13 protein-coding genes are annotated in these 17,118 nt (G+C 66.9%); 6 read left to right on the top strand and 7 right to left on the bottom strand.

Features of this window, described 5'->3' with window-relative positions:
• From BSE24067_RS31340 to uvrA, 3 genes are all read left to right on the top strand, one after another.
• A partial coding sequence (locus tag BSE24067_RS31340; RefSeq protein ID WP_174904975.1) for a YadA-like family protein occupies positions 1 to 389 on the top strand: 389 nt, incomplete at its 5' end.
• 121 nt (positions 390 to 510) lie between these two features.
• Positions 511 to 1,173, top strand: a complete 663-nt coding sequence (locus BSE24067_RS31345; protein ID WP_151063204.1) for an OmpA family protein — start codon at positions 511 to 513, stop codon at positions 1,171 to 1,173.
• A 212-nt stretch (positions 1,174 to 1,385) separates the two neighbouring features.
• The gene (uvrA, locus tag BSE24067_RS31350; RefSeq protein ID WP_151063206.1) at positions 1,386 to 7,280 is read left to right on the top strand and encodes an excinuclease ABC subunit UvrA; all 5,895 of its coding nucleotides are present in this window, start codon (positions 1,386 to 1,388) and stop codon (positions 7,278 to 7,280) included.
• Positions 7,281 to 7,359: 79 nt separating this feature from the next.
• Here the strand turns inward: uvrA and BSE24067_RS31355 are convergent, their stop codons facing one another.
• From BSE24067_RS31355 to BSE24067_RS31370, 4 genes are all read right to left on the bottom strand, one after another.
• Positions 7,360 to 8,301 (bottom strand): amino acid ABC transporter substrate-binding protein, encoded by a 942-nt coding sequence (locus BSE24067_RS31355; RefSeq protein ID WP_151063208.1) that lies wholly within the window; start codon positions 8,299 to 8,301, stop codon positions 7,360 to 7,362.
• Between the two features lie 13 nt (positions 8,302 to 8,314).
• Positions 8,315 to 9,622 (bottom strand): dicarboxylate/amino acid:cation symporter, encoded by a 1,308-nt coding sequence (locus BSE24067_RS31360; protein WP_151063209.1) that lies wholly within the window; start codon positions 9,620 to 9,622, stop codon positions 8,315 to 8,317.
• Between the two features lie 291 nt (positions 9,623 to 9,913).
• Entirely contained in the window at positions 9,914 to 10,603 is a 690-nt protein-coding gene (locus BSE24067_RS31365) for a glutathione S-transferase family protein (protein WP_151063211.1), read from the bottom strand.
• Positions 10,600 to 11,049, bottom strand: coding sequence for a DoxX family protein (locus BSE24067_RS31370; protein ID WP_174904976.1), 450 nt, complete (start codon positions 11,047 to 11,049; stop codon positions 10,600 to 10,602). The genes BSE24067_RS31365 and BSE24067_RS31370 overlap by 4 nt, the downstream gene beginning before the upstream one ends.
• 119 nt (positions 11,050 to 11,168) lie before the next feature.
• Between BSE24067_RS31370 and BSE24067_RS31375 the strand changes: the two genes are divergently transcribed.
• On the top strand, positions 11,169 to 12,041 hold the full coding sequence (locus tag BSE24067_RS31375; RefSeq protein ID WP_151063214.1) for a LysR family transcriptional regulator: 873 nt from the start codon (positions 11,169 to 11,171) through the stop codon (positions 12,039 to 12,041).
• A gap of 30 nt (positions 12,042 to 12,071) precedes the next feature.
• Here the strand turns inward: BSE24067_RS31375 and BSE24067_RS31380 are convergent, their stop codons facing one another.
• Positions 12,072 to 12,989, bottom strand: a complete 918-nt coding sequence (locus BSE24067_RS31380) for a LysR family transcriptional regulator (RefSeq protein WP_151063215.1) — start codon at positions 12,987 to 12,989, stop codon at positions 12,072 to 12,074.
• Positions 12,990 to 13,162: 173 nt separating this feature from the next.
• Between BSE24067_RS31380 and gltP the strand changes: the two genes are divergently transcribed.
• Together gltP and BSE24067_RS31390 are read left to right on the top strand one after the other, a co-directional pair.
• The gene (gene gltP / locus BSE24067_RS31385; protein ID WP_151063216.1) at positions 13,163 to 14,491 is read left to right on the top strand and encodes a glutamate/aspartate:proton symporter GltP; all 1,329 of its coding nucleotides are present in this window, start codon (positions 13,163 to 13,165) and stop codon (positions 14,489 to 14,491) included.
• A gap of 65 nt (positions 14,492 to 14,556) precedes the next feature.
• Positions 14,557 to 15,816, top strand: coding sequence for an aminotransferase class V-fold PLP-dependent enzyme (locus BSE24067_RS31390; RefSeq protein WP_151063217.1), 1,260 nt, complete (start codon positions 14,557 to 14,559; stop codon positions 15,814 to 15,816).
• A 69-nt stretch (positions 15,817 to 15,885) separates the two neighbouring features.
• Here BSE24067_RS31390 and BSE24067_RS31395 read toward each other — a convergent pair whose 3' ends face one another.
• Positions 15,886 to 16,707 (bottom strand): OmpA family protein, encoded by an 822-nt coding sequence (locus BSE24067_RS31395; protein WP_151063218.1) that lies wholly within the window; start codon positions 16,705 to 16,707, stop codon positions 15,886 to 15,888.
• 16 nt (positions 16,708 to 16,723) lie between these two features.
• Positions 16,724 to 17,118: YadA family autotransporter adhesin (locus BSE24067_RS31400; protein WP_174904977.1), on the bottom strand; the 395-nt coding region annotated here is incomplete at its 5' end.

Consider the following 17,118-nt stretch of genomic DNA (forward strand, 5'->3'; position numbering starts at 1 on the left):
ATTCGCCGCGGCAGGTCGTGAACGTCGCGGCGGGCACGCAGGGCACCGACGCGGTGAACGTGAATCAGCTGAATGCGGTGTCGAACCAGTTCACGCAGTCGCTGAACACGGTCAACAACCAGATCTCGCAGATGCAGCAGCAGATCCAGCAGACCGATTCGATGGCGCGTGAAGGTATCGCCGCGACGGCCGCGATGGCGTCGATTCCGCACATGGACCGCGATTCGAACTTCGCGATGGGGCTCGGCACCGCGACGTTCCAGGGCCAGAAGGCCATGGCGGTGGGCGTGCAGGCGCGCATCACGGAGAACCTGAAGGCGACGCTGAACGGCGGTTTCGCCGGCAGCCAGCGCGTCGTCGGCGCGGGCATGCTGTATCAGTGGAAGTGATCGCGCAGCGGTTCGTTCCGGCGCGTTGCCGGAGCGGACCGCGCGGACCGCAAACGCACGCGCGTGCGCGCGCACCATCGCGCCGCGCCCACCGCGCCCATCGCATTCTCGGAGTCAACACATGAAAAACATCCATCTTGCACTGCTGGCGTCCGTCGTGTCCCTCGCCGCCTGTTCGAGCGCGTCGGGGCCGACGTTCAACGCGTACGAACTGCAGCCGCGCGACGGCATCCGCACCTTCCGCGTCGACTGTCACGGCATCCTGTCCAGCGTCAACACCTGCATGAAGGTCGCGACGCGCATGTGCGGCAGCGAACCCGTGCGCCGCATCGATTCGACGACGCCGTACCGCGACGGCGCCGATCCGCACTCGCTCGTGTTCCAGTGCGGCGCGGCACCCGTGCCGGCCGCCGCGGCCGTTGCGCCGGCGCCTGCTCCGGCCGAGAAAGTGAGCCTGACCGGCGACGCGTACTTCGCGACCGATTCCGCGGTGCTGACGCCGGCGGCCAGCGCCGCGCTCGACACGCTGCTGAACCAGCAGGGCGGCAAGCATTTCGCGCGCGTGGAAGTGGACGGCTATACCGACGCAACCGGCTCGGATGCGCACAACCAGGCGCTGTCGAAGCGGCGGGCCGATGCGGTCGCCGCGTACTTGCGCGAACACGGGCTGAAGGCCGATGCGTTCGCCGCGACCGGGCATGGCGAAGCGAACCCGGCCGCGTCGAACGATACGGCTGAAGGGCGCGCGCGCAATCGTCGCGTGGAAATTTCGCTGCAGAGATAGGGTGGTGGCAGCCTGGCTGCGCGTGCCGTGGAGCGACGCACCACGACACGCGCATTGCCCGTGGAAAACTGTATGAATATACAGTATAGTATCCGTCGAACTCGCGCGGCCCGGGCATGACCCGCGCCGCTCGCGTGCCGCACCTGCGGGCATCCGCCGCAGCGTTCCGGCACCGTGAATTCCGGCTAACTCCATCCAGACGGGCAGGCAAATTGTCATCCAGCAATCTGATCCGCATTCGCGGAGCACGTCAGCACAACCTCAAGAACCTCGATCTCGACCTGCGCACCGGCGAAATGACGGTCGTTACCGGCCCGTCGGGCTCCGGCAAGTCGAGCCTCGTGTTCGACACGCTGTACGCGGAAGGCCAGCGGCGCTACGTCGAAACATTCAGCGCGTACGCGCGGCAGTTCCTCGACCGGATGGACCGCCCGCAGGTCGAGCGCGTCGACGGCGTGCCGCCCGCGATCGCGATCGACCAGACCAACCCGGTCCGCAGTTCGCGATCGACGGTCGGCACGATGACCGAGCTCAACGATCACCTGAAGCTGCTGTACGCGCGCGCGGCCGAGCTGTTCGACCGCAAGACCGCGCGGCAGGTGCGGCATGACACGCCGGAGACGATCTACGCGGAACTCGTCGAGCGCACGCGCGCCGACGATCCGCGCGTCGTCGTCACGTTCCCGGTCGAGTTGCCGGAAAGCGCGTCGGACGAAGAGGTCGCGCAGTGGCTGTCCGCGAGCGGCTACACGCGCGTGCAGGCGCAGCGCGAAGTCGCGTCGCCCACCGGCCCGCGCAAGCTGCTCGACGTGGTCGCCGACCGCTTCCGCGTGCAGCAGGCCGACAAGGTGCGCGTGGTCGAGGCAGTCGAAGCGTCGCTGAAGCGTGGCGGCGGCCGCGTGAACGTGTACGTGCTGCCGCCGGATGCGGAAAACGCGCTTGCCGAGCCGCAGATCTGGCGCTTCTCCACCGGGCTGCACGACCCCGACAGCGACCTGCGCTACGCGGAGCCGCAGGCGGCGCTGTTCTCGTTCAATTCGGCGTACGGCGCATGCGAGACCTGCCGAGGCTTCGGCCGCGTGATCGGCGTCGATCTCGGCCTCGTGATTCCGGACGCGCGCAAGACGCTGCGCGGCGGCGCGATCAAGCCGATGCAGACACCCGCGTGGAAGGAATGTCAGGACGACCTGATGCGCTATGCGGCGAAGGCGGACATTCGCCGCGACACGCCGTGGTCCGATCTGACGGACGCCGAGCGCGACTGGGTGATCAACGGCTCGCCGGACTGGAACGGCAAGTGGCAGAGCCAGTGGTACGGCGTGAAACGCTTCTTCGGCTACCTCGAATCGAAAGCATACAAGATGCATATCCGCGTGCTGCTGTCGAAATACCGCAGCTACACGCCGTGCGACGTGTGCGGCGGCGCGCGCCTGAAGACCGAATCGCTGCAGTGGCGGCTCGGCTCGAAGGCGAATGCCGACGCGGTGCTCGCGCCGGCCGCTCGTTTCATGCCGCGCGGCGTCGACTGGACGCGCGCGCAGCTCGAAGCGCTGCCGGGCCTGACGGTGCACGACCTGATGCTGCTGCCGATCGAGCGCATTCGCCGCTTCTTCGATGAAATCACGCTGCCGAGCGCGCTGCTCGACGATGCGCTGAAGCTGCTGCTCGCCGAAGTGCGCACGCGGCTGAAATATCTGTGCGACGTCGGGCTCGGCTATCTGACGCTCGACCGGCAGAGCCGCACGCTGTCGGGCGGCGAGGTGCAGCGGATCAACCTGACGACCGCGCTCGGCACGTCGCTGACGAAAACCCTGTTCGTGCTCGACGAACCGAGCATCGGCCTGCATCCGCGCGACCTCACGCGGATCGTCGAGGCGATGCAGCGGCTGCGCGATGCGGGCAATACGCTGGTCGTCGTCGAGCACGATCCGTCGGTGATGCTCGCGGCCGACCGGCTGATCGACATGGGCCCCGGCCCCGGCGAGCGCGGCGGCACGATCGTCTACGACGGCACGCCGGCCGACATCCGCTCCGCGCGCACGCTGACGGGCGAGTATCTCGGCGGCCGCAAGCACGTCGCGCATGCGTCGAACTGGGAGCGCCGTCCGGTGGACGCGAACACGCCGCGCATCGTGCTCGAAGGCGCGACCGAGCACAACCTGCGCGACGTGACGGTCGAGATTCCGCTGCAGCGGCTCGTGTGCGTTACCGGCGTGTCGGGCTCCGGCAAGTCGACGCTGCTGCAGGACGTGCTGTATCCGGCGATGGCGCGCCACCACGGCAAGGCGACCGAGTCGCCGGGCGCGTTCCGTACTCTCACGGGCGCCGACCAGGTCGGCGACGTCGTGTTCGTCGACCAGTCGCCGATCGGCAAGACGACACGTTCGAACCCGGCGAGCTACGTCGGCGCGTTCGACGAGATCCGCAAGCTGTTCGCGAAGGCGCCGCTCGCGGCGCAACGCGGCTACGGCGCGGGCACGTTCAGCTTCAACTCGGGCGACGGCCGCTGCCCGACCTGCGGCGGCTCGGGCTTCGAGCACATCGAGATGCAGTTCCTGAGCGACGTCTACCTGCGTTGCCCGGACTGCGACGGCAGCCGTTATCGCGCCGAGATTCTCGAAGTGCGCATCGAGCGCGACGGCCGCGCACTGAACATTGCCGACGTGCTCGATCTGACCGTCAGCGAAGCGGCCGCGTTCTTCGCGGCGGATGCCGAGGTGCTGCGCGTGCTGCAGCCGATCGTCGACGTCGGCCTCGAATACGTGAAGCTCGGCCAGCCGGTGCCGACGCTGTCCGGCGGCGAAGCGCAGCGGCTGAAGCTGGCCGGCTTCCTCGCCGAATCGGCGGCGGCTGCCGGCGGGCGGCGCGTCGTCAGCGAAGAGGCACGGATCGCGCGCGCGAAGCTGTTCATGTTCGACGAGCCGACCACCGGACTGCACTTCGACGACATCGCGAAGCTGATGCAGGCGTTCGGCAAGCTGCTCGCGGCCGGCCACTCGCTGATCGTGATCGAGCACAACCTCGACGTGATCCGCGCGGCCGACTGGCTGATCGATCTCGGCCCGGAGGGCGGCGACGGCGGCGGGCGCGTGCTGTGCGCGGGCACGCCCGACGACGTGAAGGCCTGCGCGGAATCGCATACGGGCGTCGCGCTGCTGCAGTACGACCGCGCGATGGACGGCGACACCGCGCTCGCCGACGAAGGCGTGCCGCTGCAGGCCGTGCTGAATGCCGCGCGCGAGCGCCGCGCGATCGAAGGCGAGGACGTCGTGCGGATCGTCAATGCGCGCGAGCACAACCTGAAGGCGCTCGACGTCGACATCCCGCACGGCAAGTTCAACGTGATCACCGGCGTGTCGGGCTCCGGCAAGTCGACACTCGCATTCGACATCCTGTTCCACGAAGGCCAGCGCCGCTATCTCGAATCGCTGAACGCGTATGCGCGGTCGATCGTGCAGCCGGCCGGGCGGCCGGAAGTGGACGCCGTGTACGGCATTCCGCCGACGGTGGCGATCGAGCAGCGGCTGTCGCGCGGCGGCCGCAAGAGCACGGTCGCGACCACGTCCGAAGTCTGGCACTTCCTGCGGCTGCTGTACGTGAAGCTCGGGCTGCAGCATTGCATTCACGACGGTACGCCCGTCACGTCGCAAACCGTCGAATCGATCGCCGCGCAACTGCTGCGCGATCATCGCGGCGAGCACGTGGGCTTTCTGGCGCCGCTCGTCGTGAACCGCAAGGGCGTCTATACCGATCTCGCGAAGTGGGCGAAGGCGCGCGGCAGCACGCATCTGCGCGTGGACGGCGAGTTCGTCCCCGTCGATCCGTGGCCGAAGCTCGACCGCTTCCGCGAACATACGATCGAGCTGCCGGTCGCCGATATCGTCGTGTCGCCGGACAACGAGGCCGAATTGCGACGGCGGCTCGACGAGACGCTCGAGCTCGGCAAAGGCGTGATGCACCTGCTCGCGCCGCTCGACGGGCTGCACCACGCAATGCAGAACGATCATTCGACCGCGCGCGTCGGCGAGGTCAAGGTGCTGTCGGTCAAGCGCGCGTGCCCGGTGTGTGGCACGAGCTACCCGGAACTCGATCCGCGGATGTTCTCGTACAACAGCAAGCACGGCTGGTGCACGACCTGCGTCGGCACCGGCGTCACGCTCACGCGCGAACAGCGCGCCGCGTACGACGACACGATACTCGCCGGCGACGATCGCGGCCGCGAGCAAACCTTGCCGTCGGACGAGCAGGAGCCGGAAGGCGTCGGCAACGAGCCGTGTCCGGATTGCGGCGGCACGCGCCTGAACCCGTCCGCGCGCGCGGTCACGTTCGACGCGCACCCGATCGTCGAGGTCGCGCAGTGGACGGTGTCCGACACGCGCCGCTGGATCGATACGCTCGAACTGACCGGCCGCGACGCGCAGATCGCGCGCGACATCGTCAGCGAGATCGGCAGCCGCCTCGCGTTTCTCGAGGAAGTCGGGCTCGGCTATCTGAGCCTCGATCGCGCGGCGCCGAGCCTGTCGGGCGGCGAAGCGCAGCGGATCCGGCTTGCCGCGCAGCTCGGCAGCAACCTGCAGGGCGTGTGCTACGTGCTCGACGAGCCGACGATCGGCCTGCATCCGCGCGACAACCAGATCCTGCTCGATGCGCTGCGCAAGCTCGGCGACAAGGGCAACACGCTCGTCGTCGTCGAGCATGACGAGGACACGATCCGCCGCGCCGATCACATCATCGACGTCGGCCCGGGCGCCGGCAAGCGCGGTGGCACGCTGGTCGCCGAGGGCGCGGTCGCCGATCTGGCCGCGCAGCCGGATTCGGTCACCGGCCGTTTGCTCGCGCAGCCGATGACGCACCCGCTGCAACCGCGCCGCGCGGTAAGCCTGCCGGGCAAGAAGGGCGCGGCGGCGGTGCCGGAGGGCTGGCTCACCGTCCATCGCGCGACGCTGCACAACCTGCGCGACGTCACCGTCGGCATTCCGCTCGCGCGGCTCGTCGCGGTGACGGGCGTCAGCGGGTCGGGCAAGTCGACGCTCGCGCGCGACGTGCTGATGACGAACCTGCTCGATGCGGTCGGCCGCTCGGTGCTGTCGTCGCCGGCCACGCGCCGCGCGCGCAAGGCCGCGCAGCAGGATGCGCCGGCCGCGAACCGCCGCTCGAGCGTGCTCGCGCGCAGCGCGCCGCGGCCGTCGCTCAATGTCACGCATGCGTGGCAGGGCTGCGAATCGCTGAGCGGCTGGGAGCAGATCGACCGCGTGCTCGAAGTCGACCAGACGCCGATCGGCAAGACGCCGCGCTCGTGCCCGGCCACGTACATCGGCGTGTGGGACACGATCCGCAAGCTGTTCGCCGACACGCTGGAAGCGCGGGCGCGCGGCTATACCGCGTCGCGTTTCTCGTTCAACACCGGCGACGGGCGATGCCCGGCGTGCGAAGGGCAAGGCGTGCGCACGATCGGGATGAGCTTCCTGCCCGACGTGAAGGTGCCGTGCGACGTGTGCCACGGGCAGCGCTTCAACCCCGAGACGCTCGCCGTCACGTGGCGCGGCCGGAACATCGGCGACGTGCTGACGATGGAGATCGACGAGGCGGTGGAGTTCTTCGCGCCGATCTCGAACATCGCGCATCCGCTGCAGCTGATGAAGGACGTCGGCCTCGGCTACCTGACGCTCGGCCAGCCGTCGCCGACGCTGTCCGGCGGCGAGGCGCAGCGGATCAAGCTCGTCACCGAACTGACGAAGGTGCGCGACGACATCACGCGGCGCGGGCAGAAGGCACCGCACACGCTGTACGTGCTCGACGAGCCGACGGTGGGCCTGCACATGGCCGACGTCGCGAAGCTGATCCGCGTGCTGCATCGGCTGGTCGACGGCGGGCATAGCGTCGTCGTGATCGAGCACGATCTCGACGTGATCGCGGAAGCCGACTGGATCATCGATCTCGGCCCGGAAGGCGGTGTCGGCGGCGGCACGATCGTCGCGGCGGCGCCGCCGGAAGGGCTCGTGCAGGTGAACGCGAGCCATACCGGGCAGGCGCTGAAGCCGGTGCTGGCGCGCACGGCCAGCGACGACGTCGAAACGGAGCAGCAGGGCGCGGCGCGGGTCGGCTGAACGCATTGCTTGCGGCGAGCGGCCGCGGTGCCCGGCGAGGCATCGCGGCCGCTCTCGCTTCGTCACTCACATTGCCCGCTCATTGCCCGTTCACGCCGATCGTCTCGATGATCGTCTCCAGTTGCGGGCTCATCGGCAGGTTGAGGCTCAAGCCAGACGGAAGCGGACGCAGGAACCAGCGCTTGTACTGACGCGCGATCTCGCCGTCGGCGGCCAGTTCCTGAAACGTGCTTTTCACGACCTGCGCGAGCTGCGGATCGTCCTTGCGGAACATGATCCCGTACGGGTCGTAGGACAGATAGTCGCCCACCACGTCGTACTGGCCTCCCTTGGCCGCATTCTCGGCGATCAGCCCGTACAGCAGCACGTCATCCGTCGCGAACGCGTCGGCGCCGCCGTTCGCGACGAGCGCGAAGCCCTGCGCATGGTCCGGCACCACCTGTAGCTGGATCCCGAGCCTGAAGCGTTCGTTCAGGTCGCGCAGCGTTTTCTCGTTGGTCGTACCGGCCGTCACCGCGACCTTCCTGCCCGCGAGATCGCGGAACGAGCGGATCGGCGCGCCGCGTTTCACCATCACCTTCGTGCCGGCCACGAAGATGATCGGCGAGAACGCCACGCGTTTCTGCCGTTCGAGGTTGCTGGTCGTGGAGCCGCATTCCAGATCGACCTTGCCGCTGACCACCGCGTCGATGCGGTTGTCGGACGTGACCGGCACCCAGCGGATCGTCAGGCTCTTGTTGATCGCGTCCTCGATCGACGCGACGAGCGCCTTGCACAGCTCGATCGAATAGCCGATCGGCTGGTTGCGCGCGTTCAGGTACGAGAACGGTATCGACGCGTCGCGATAGCCGAGTGCGATCGTGCCGCTGCCGCGCACCTTCGCGAGCGTGCCGGTCAGCTGGGCCGGCGCGAGCGGCTCGACGCGCGGAAGCGTCGACGGCATATCTTCGGCCCGCGCGGTCGCGCCCGAGGCGAGCAGGCCCGCGAGCGCGAGCGCACGCCAGAATCGCTGCATCTTCATCGCCGGGCCTCCGTCAGACTTCCGTCGGATGTGCGATCGTCGCTTCCTGTTCCGCTTCGATGCGCGCCGCGTTCGCTTCGGCTTCCGCTTCCGACAGGAGCTGGCCTTCCCATTTCGCGACGACCGCGCTCGCGATCGAATTGCCGACCGCGTTCGTGGCCGAGCGGCCCATGTCGAGGAACGTGTCGACGCCGAGAATCAGCAGCAGCCCGGCCTCCGGCAGCCCGAACTGGTGCAGCGTCGCCGCGATCACGACGAGCGATGCGCGCGGCACGCCGGCCATCCCCTTCGACGTCAGCATCAGCACCAGCAGCATCGTGATCTGCGTGCCGAGCGACAGGTGGATGTTGTACGCCTGCGCGATGAACAGCGACGCGAACGTGCAGTACATCATCGAGCCGTCGAGGTTGAACGAATAACCCATCGGCATCACGAAGCTCGAGATCTTGCGCTTCACGCCGAACCGGTCGAGCGCGTCGAGGATCTTCGGGTACGCGGCTTCGGAGCTGGCCGTCGCGAACGACAGCATGAACGCCTCCTTGATCAGCACCAGCAGCTTGAATACCCGCCGCCCGAGGAACACGAACCCGGCACAGACGAGCAATGCCCACAGCAGGAACAGGCTGACGTAGAAGTCGCCCATGAACACCGCGAACTTCAGCAGCACCGACAGCCCGTTGACCGCGACGGTCGCGGCCATTGCCGCCATCACTGCGAGCGGCGCGAGCTTCATCACGTAGCCGGTGATCTTCAGCATCACGTGCGACAGCTGATCGATCGCGGCGATGAGGATCTTGCCGCGTTCGCCGAGCGCGGCGAGCGCGACGCCGAAGAACATCGAGAACACGACGATCTGCAGGATTTCGTTGTTCGCCATTGCCTCGGCGAACGACTTCGGCACCATGTGGCCGACGAAATCCTTCAGCGTGAACTTGGACGTCGCGAGGTTCGCCGATGCGCCGATGTCCGGCAGCGGCAGGCCGAGGTTGTCGCCGGGCCGCAGCAGGTTCGCCATCAGCAGCCCGAGCAGCAGCGACACGAGCGACGCGGTGACGAACCAGCCGAACGCCTTCACAAACACGCGCCCGACCGACGCCGCGTCGCCCATGTGCGCGATGCCGACCACCAGCGTCGAGAACACGAGCGGCCCGATCACCATCTTGATCAGGCGCAGGAACACGTCGGACACGAGGGAGATGTACCCGGCGATTTCGGCGGCGGCCTTCTTGTCGGGAAAGCTCGTGAAGATCATGTAGCCGATCACGATGCCTGCCACCATCGCGACCAGGATCCAGACGGCTGCTGCATTCTTTTTCCGCATCGTGAGCCTCCCATGCACCGGTTTCGCAATCGGGAATGGAAGGACGATACAGGACCAGAATCGCGATGAACAGTGCAACCGGGTGCGGGTTTGCGCTAGCGCCGGGTCACGGCCGAGCGGGCGATGGTGGTCGCGGCGGTGGCGCTTCGTTCGCGAGCCCAGCGCAACCCGAAACTGGTTTGTGCGGAGCAGCACATCGCCTGTTCGACGCTTCCGCGGTTGCGGTGACCGGCGCGTTGTTGGCGTTGCAAGGGGCGCAGCGAAGCGGCTCGCGCGTAAAGGTCATCCGGTTCAATCCCGAACGCGCAACGCGTGATCGCGGATACGCGTCGACAGCACCGACCCGCGCTTGAGCAGGAAGTCCATCAGCAGCTGCGGATAATCAGGCCGGACCGCCGCACGCACGGACGGCCGCTCGGCAAGCCGTTGCCGCCACGCGGTGAGCTTGGGCAGGGCCGCGAAGAACCCGAAGTCGTCGATCTGCTCGAACACGTCGAAGTAGCGGAACACCGGCCCGAATGCCGCGTCCACGATGCTGAAATGCGCGCCGCCAAAATACGGGCCAGCGCCGAGCGCGTCTTCGAGCTGCTCGAATCGTGCGCGGATGTCACGGGCTTTCGCTGCCAGCGCCGCTTCGTCCGGAGCCGTATAGAACCCCCACACTGCGTTCAGCAGTGCCGATGCGAACTCGACCCAGGCGCGATGCCGCGCCCGCTCGAGCGGCGTATCGGGATGCAGCCGCGGCGCGAGCGTCTCGTCGAGGTAGTCGCAGATCACGGCCGATTCGAAGATGGGCGCGCCATCGACGACCAGCACGGGCGTCTTGCCGAGCGGGGAAATCCTGAGAAACCAATCCGGCTTGTTGCTCAGGTCGACGTCCGTGCGTTCGAACGGCACGCCTTTTTCGGTCAGCACGATGACTGCGCGCTGGACGTACGGACACAGCACGTGGCTGACGAGGTGGTATCGGGGAGTGCTCATGTCGTTGCCTCGCCGTGTCGGAGCGCCCCCGGCGCGAAGCGCTCGCTGCGGCGTACCGCCAGCGCACCGTCGCCGAGCAGCCACAGCGCGACGGACGCGACGACCAGGAACGCCGGGTATTCCCAGCCGCCGCCCTGGCTCGTATGCACCCAGCCATTGTGCAGGTGCACACGCATCGCGCACGCCATGATCGGCGCCAGCAACAACGCAACCTGGCGCGCATAGACACCCAGCACGAGCGCGATGCCGCCCGCGAGTTCGGCGGCGAAGACGGGATAGGCGAGGAAGCCGGGGTAGCCGACGCTCTGGAAATACTGCGCGGTACCCGGCAAGGTAAAGACCAGCAATTTCAGCAGCGAATGGGCAATCCACATGACGCCCAACGCCACGCGGAGCAGCAACGCGCCATAGGCGGCGTTGTCGCTTGTCGAAATCGATTGATTCATGTCGGCACCCATTGCGAGAGTCAGTCACGCGGCACTGAATTTAGCATTGCGGATATGCTGGAGTAATAAGCGTAATTACAATGAACGAATGCAAAATTGCAATGCGCGGGGGTAATCGGATGCCATACAAGCTCAGCGCGGCGGATCTCGAAACGATCCTCGCGCTTTCCCGCTCGGGCACGCTGGCTCAGGCGGGCGAGCGTCTGGAAGTGGATGCGTCGACCGTGTTCCGCAATCTCCGGCGGATCGAGCGCGGCCTGCAGCAGCAGTTGTTCGAACGGACCCGCTCAGGCTATCGCGCGAAGGAAATCGCGCTGGCGCTGGCCGAACACGCGGAGCAGGTGGAAGTGCAGGTCGAATCGGCCCGGTCGATTGCGCAACAGGCGCCCGAGCAGGTGGCGGGCACGGTGCGCATCAGCACCACCGACACGATTCTGCACGGGCTGGTCGGGCCAGCGCTGAAGCAGCTGGAAGCCATACACCCGCGACTCGCGTATGAGCTGCACACGGGCAACGAGATCGCCGACCTGGGGCGCCGCGATGCCGATATCGCGGTGCGTGCGACGCGGCAGCCGCCGGAGTATCTGGTGGGCAAGCATGTCGGGCCGATCGACGTGGCGCTTTTCGCGTCGAAGCACTACGATGCCGCGCGCCGTTATGAAGACGTCACGGCAGGCAACGCACGCTGGATCGCGCCGGACGACGCGCTTCCGGGCCATCCGTCGGTCATCTGGCGCAAACGTCATTTCAGGAAAGTGGTGCCGCACTACAAGGTCAACAGCATCCTGACCGTGATGGAACTGGTCGTCCTCGGCATGGGCGTCGGCATCCTGCCGACGTTCCTGACGCGCGGCCGCTCCGATCTCGTGCAATTGACCGAGGTCCTTGACGACTGCCGGACCGAGCTGTGGGTGCTGACCCACCGGGAGTCGCGGCATCTGCTGCGGGTCTCGACCGTATTCAAATATCTGTCGACGACGCTGAAGATCTGACCGCGTGCTTCGATGTGCCGCGATGCCGCCCTAGTCATGCGCACGCGGATCCAGCAGGCTCGTGCTGAAATCGCACGCCTGCGCCGCAAGCCGGACGATCTCGGCGGTCAGCGACTGCGCGCGTTCGGCGCGATGCAGCGCGACATAGCGCACCGGCGGCAGTGCCGGGTGCGTGCGCACGATCTCCAGCGCGTCGCAAGCGACCAGGTGTGCGACGCATGCCTTCGGCAGATAGCTGATTCCGAGGCCGGACAGCGTCAGGCCGATCTGCGCGAGCAGGCTGTTGCTCGACAGCACGCGCTGAGTTCCGACGCCGTGTTCCTGCAGAAAGCGCGTGTACAGATGCCCGGTGCCCGACAGGTTGCCCTGCAGGATCAGCGGAAACCGCGCGATGTCCGTCAACGCAATCGCGGCCCGGGACTTCGGCATGAATCCGGCCGCGCACATCCACGCGTTGTCGACTTCGCCGACCACCGTCGCCGTGAACGCGTCCGTCGCATGAATCTGCGGGACCACGATCAGATCGATCGTGTCGGCCGCGAGCCGGTCGCGCAGCGTCGCGGTCAGGTCCACCTCGGCCTCCACGTGCACGCGCGGATACGCGGCGTGGATCGCCGCGATCAGCCGCGGCAGCCACGTGAGCGCGGTCAGTTCGGTCACGCCGATCCGCACGTGCCGCACCAGCGCCTCTTTCGAACTCATCCGCTCGACCACGCGGTCGCGCTGTTCGAGCAGCGCCTTCGCATGGTCGAACAGCTCCGCGCCCTTGTCGGTGAGCCGCGCGCTGCGATGCGCGCGATCGAACACGGTGAGGTCGAACGCGCGCTCGAGCTCCTGGATCCGCTTCGATACGGCCGACTGCGTCGTGTTCAGGCGCGTCGCGGCCGCGTCGAACGAGCCGAGCTGGACGATCCAGTACAGCGCTTCCATCTGCTTGAACGTCAGCATCGCGGGTCACTCGATAGATGAAGAAAAGCGATATGTTCTCATATCAAAAAATCGCTTTTTTTACATATTTCGGCTGTTTAAGGTGCTTCCGTTGCGTCGCCTCGCGAGTGCGTTCATCAGAAAACGCGCCGCCGCACCCAGCGTTCAATCGAACCCCCATTTCTGGAGATTGCATGGACACCGTCATCGATTCCCCGCCCGTCGCCGGCGCGGCCCGCAAGCCGCGCGTCGGGCTCGCGTGGCAGATCGTCATCGGCCTCGTCATCGGCATCGCGACCGGCCTCGTGCTGAACCGGTTTCCGCAGTTGCGCGACGCGGCCGTGTCCGGGTTGCTGCAGCCGGCCGGCGACATCTTCATCAAGCTGGTGCGGATGATCGTCGTGCCGATCGTGTTCACGAGCATGGTGATCGGCATTGCCGGCGTGGGCGACGGCAAGTCGCTCGGCCGTCTCGGCATCAAGACGCTGCTGTATTTCGAGGTCATCACGACGATCGCGATCGTGCTCGGGCTCGTGATCGGCAACGTGCTGCAGCCGGGCGTCGGCACCGACATGTCGCAACTCGGGCACACCGACATTTCCCGTTACCAGCAGACCACGCAACAGGTGCAGCAGGCGCACCACGGGCTGATGGCGCTGGTGCTCGGCATCATCCCGGACAACATCGTCGCATCGATGGCGAAGGGCGACCTGCTGCCGGTGATCTTCTTCTCGCTGCTGTTCGGGCTCGGGCTGCAATCGGTGCCGGAAGAGCATCGCAAGCCGGTGCTCGCGATGCTCAAGGGCGTCGCCGATGCGATGTTCAAGGTGACGAACATGGTGATGCGCTATGCACCGGTCGGCGTATGCGCGCTGATCGCGGTGACCGTCGCGAGTTTCGGCTTCGGATCGCTGTTGCCGCTGCTGAAGCTGGTCGCCGTCACTTACTTCGCAATCCTGCTGTTCGCGATCGCGGTGCTCGGCGTGACCGCGCGGCTGTTCGGGTTCCGCATCCTGACGCTGCTGCGCGTGATCAAGGACGAACTGATCATCGCGTTCTCGACCTGCAGCTCGGCCACCGTGCTGCCGCAGCTGATGAAGAAGATGGAGGAGTACGGCGTGCCGAAGAGCATCACGACGTTCGTGGTGCCGACCGGCTACACGTTCAACCTCGACGGCGCGTCGATCTATCTCGGCATCGGCACGCTGTTCATCGCGCAGCTCTACGGCGTGCACCTCGGCTGGCAGCAGCAGGTGCTGCTGACGCTGACCATGGTCGTCACGTCGAAGGGGGCTGCCGGCGTGCCGGGCTTCATGTTCGTGATCATGCTCGCGACGCTCGCGAGCGCCGGGCTGCCGCTCGAAGGGCTCGCGTTCATCGCGGGCGTCGACCGGATCATGGACATGGGCCGCACCGCGCTGAACGTCGTCGGCAATGCGCTTGCGCCGCTCGTCATCGCGAAATGGGAAGGCCGGTACGACGCGGAAAAGGGCCGCGCGTACGTCGAATCGCTGCGCGGCTGAGCGTCGTCATGAACGCCGCCACGCACGCATCGCACAACATTCCGAAGCAAACAGGAGCATCGAAGATGAGCAGTCCCCGTGGAGCACTTTTTCCCGACGCGTTGATGGAGCAGATCAAGTCGCGCTTTCATCACGTCGATCGCGACATCGACGGCCGCGAGCGGCTGTTCTTCGACAACGCGGGCGGGTCGTTCCGGTTGAAGGCTGCGGTCGACGCGTACGCGCGGGTCGATGCGCTGCCCGATTGCCCGGAACGCATCCATGCGCGCGCGCTCGATCTGCAGGCGATCCAGTCGCGCGGCGAGGACGACGTTCGCACGATCCTGAACGCGCAGGGCGGCAGCGTGTATGCGTCGCTGACCGCATCGGGCGCGATGTTCGACATGGTGCGCGCGATCATGGAGAACGTGCGGGGCACCAACGCGGTGACGACCGTGCTCGAGCATCCGTCGTCCTACGATGCGATGACGTACTACGCGGAACGGACCGGCAAGACGCTGCGCATCGCGCCGAGCAATCCGGAGACCGGCGGCGTGGACGTCGATGCGATCGTGTCGCTGGTCGACGCGGATACCGTGCTGCTCAGCGTGATGGCGGCGTCGAACATCTCCGGCGCGAAATTCGACATCGAGACGATCGTCGCGCGTGCGCGCGAGAAGAAGCCCGATCTGTTCATCGTCGTCGACGCGGTCCAGCATGCGCCGCACGGGATCATCGACCTGCAGCGCACACCGGTCGACGGGATCAACTTCGCGCCGTACAAGTTCTTCGGATGCCGTGGCTCGGGCATGTCGTGGCTGTCGCCGCGTGCGGCCGCGTTGCCGCATCACAGGCTCGCCGCGAAGGAGAGCGGCGTATGGGAACTGGGCAGCCCGGCGCCCGCGCAGTTTGCGGTCGTGTCGGCGATCGTCGATTACGTGACGTGGATCGGCCGGTATTTCATCGATTCGGACGACCGGCGCGTGTCGTTCGCCGAGGGCATGCACCGGATCGAGCTGCATGAACGCGCGCTGCTGGCCGCGCTGCTCGACGGTTTGCGTGCGATCGACGGTGTCGACGTCTACTGGGATCACGACGACCTGACGCAGCGCGACCTGATCGTCGGGATCGGCTTTGCGAATCTCGAACCGACGCAGGCGGTGCGGGAGTACGAGAAGCATGGCGTGATCGTCTATGAGCGCGTCGCAACGAGCCTGTATTCGGGCCGCATGCTGAAATCGTTCGGGCTCGCCGGCGCGGTGCGGATTTCGCCGCTCCATTGTCATGCGCCGGACGATATCGCGCGATTCCTCGCGATCACCGAAGCGCTCGCTGCGCACCGCTGATCGACGACACGGCCCGGATCAACCGGGCCGTGTCGCATCGGGCGCAACCGCGGCCTGGGGAACGCGAACTCAGCGCTGCCCGTACACCGTAATTGTCACCCGCCGGTCTTTCTGCAGGCACGCGATGACCGCCGGTGTTTCTCCGGGCGGACAATGCGACACCGGTTGCGACGATCCGACGCCGTCGGCCCGAATGCGAGCGGCGTCGATTCCGTGCGTCACCAGATAGCGCTTCACCGTTTCTGCTCGCGCCAGCGAAAGCGCACGATTGCCAGCTTCCGAGCCGATGCGGTCGGTGTGGCCGATCACGTCGATATTCGTCATGCCGGCTTCGGCGCGGATCTTCGCAATCGCTGCGTCGAGCGCCGCGCGGCCGCCAGGCAGCATCGAATCGGCGCTCGACTTCGCGAACGGAAACAGCGCTTCGCTTTCGATCGTGAACTGTTGGAGCGGCGCGGGCCGGGCGGCGGCCGCCGCCGGCGCCGTGTCGCGTACGAAGTCCGCGCACTGCGGATCGCGCCAGTACGTCGCGCTCACGCGCATGTCCTTGTCGAACTGCACCTGGTACTGGCACGACACAACCTGGTCGCCGCGACGGAAGTCGAACAGGTAGTTCCACACGTGGTTGCCGACGAACCATTCGTGAAAGTGCGGCGGCCCGATCAGATCGTAGAGCTGATCCTTGTTGAGCCCCGTACTGACGTTGCGCAGGTTCGCGACGTTCACGAACGTGCCGCCCGCGGGCGACGCGGACGCCGCGTCCGGAAAGCGGGGCGGCGTGTGGGGCACGGCACATCCCGTCATGGCGACGACAGTCGCGACGCACGCCGCGAGCAGCACAGCCTGTTGAGTTTTCATGGTTCGCTTGTTGTTCCGTTTCATGTTTCGCATCGAATCGCCCGTCCGCTTACCACTGGTAGCCGGCGCCGACCACGGCGCCGTACGTGCCGCGCGTGTTGGTCGACACGGCCGCCTTGTAGATCCAGTGGTTGTTCTCGGAAATGGTCGAGATGCCGAGCGCCTGCCCCGACTGGCCGCGGTACACGCTGCCCGCGATCGCGACCATGCTCTTGCCGGGGCCGGACGGCTGCGGCAGACCGGCCACGGCCATTGCCGTCGCGGTGCCGCCGTCCGCATCGCGGCGATAACTGTCGAGGCTGTTGCGCAGGCTCGCGACCTGGCCGTCCGTGTAGCTGTTCGCTTGCGACAGCGCGCTGCCTACGCTCGCATTCAGCTGATTCACGTTCACCGCGTCGGTGCCCTGCGTGCCCGCCGCGACGTTCACGACCTGCCGCGGCGAAT

The organism is Burkholderia latens (assembly GCF_902499045.1).
GTDB classification, from domain to species: domain Bacteria; phylum Pseudomonadota; class Gammaproteobacteria; order Burkholderiales; family Burkholderiaceae; genus Burkholderia; species Burkholderia latens.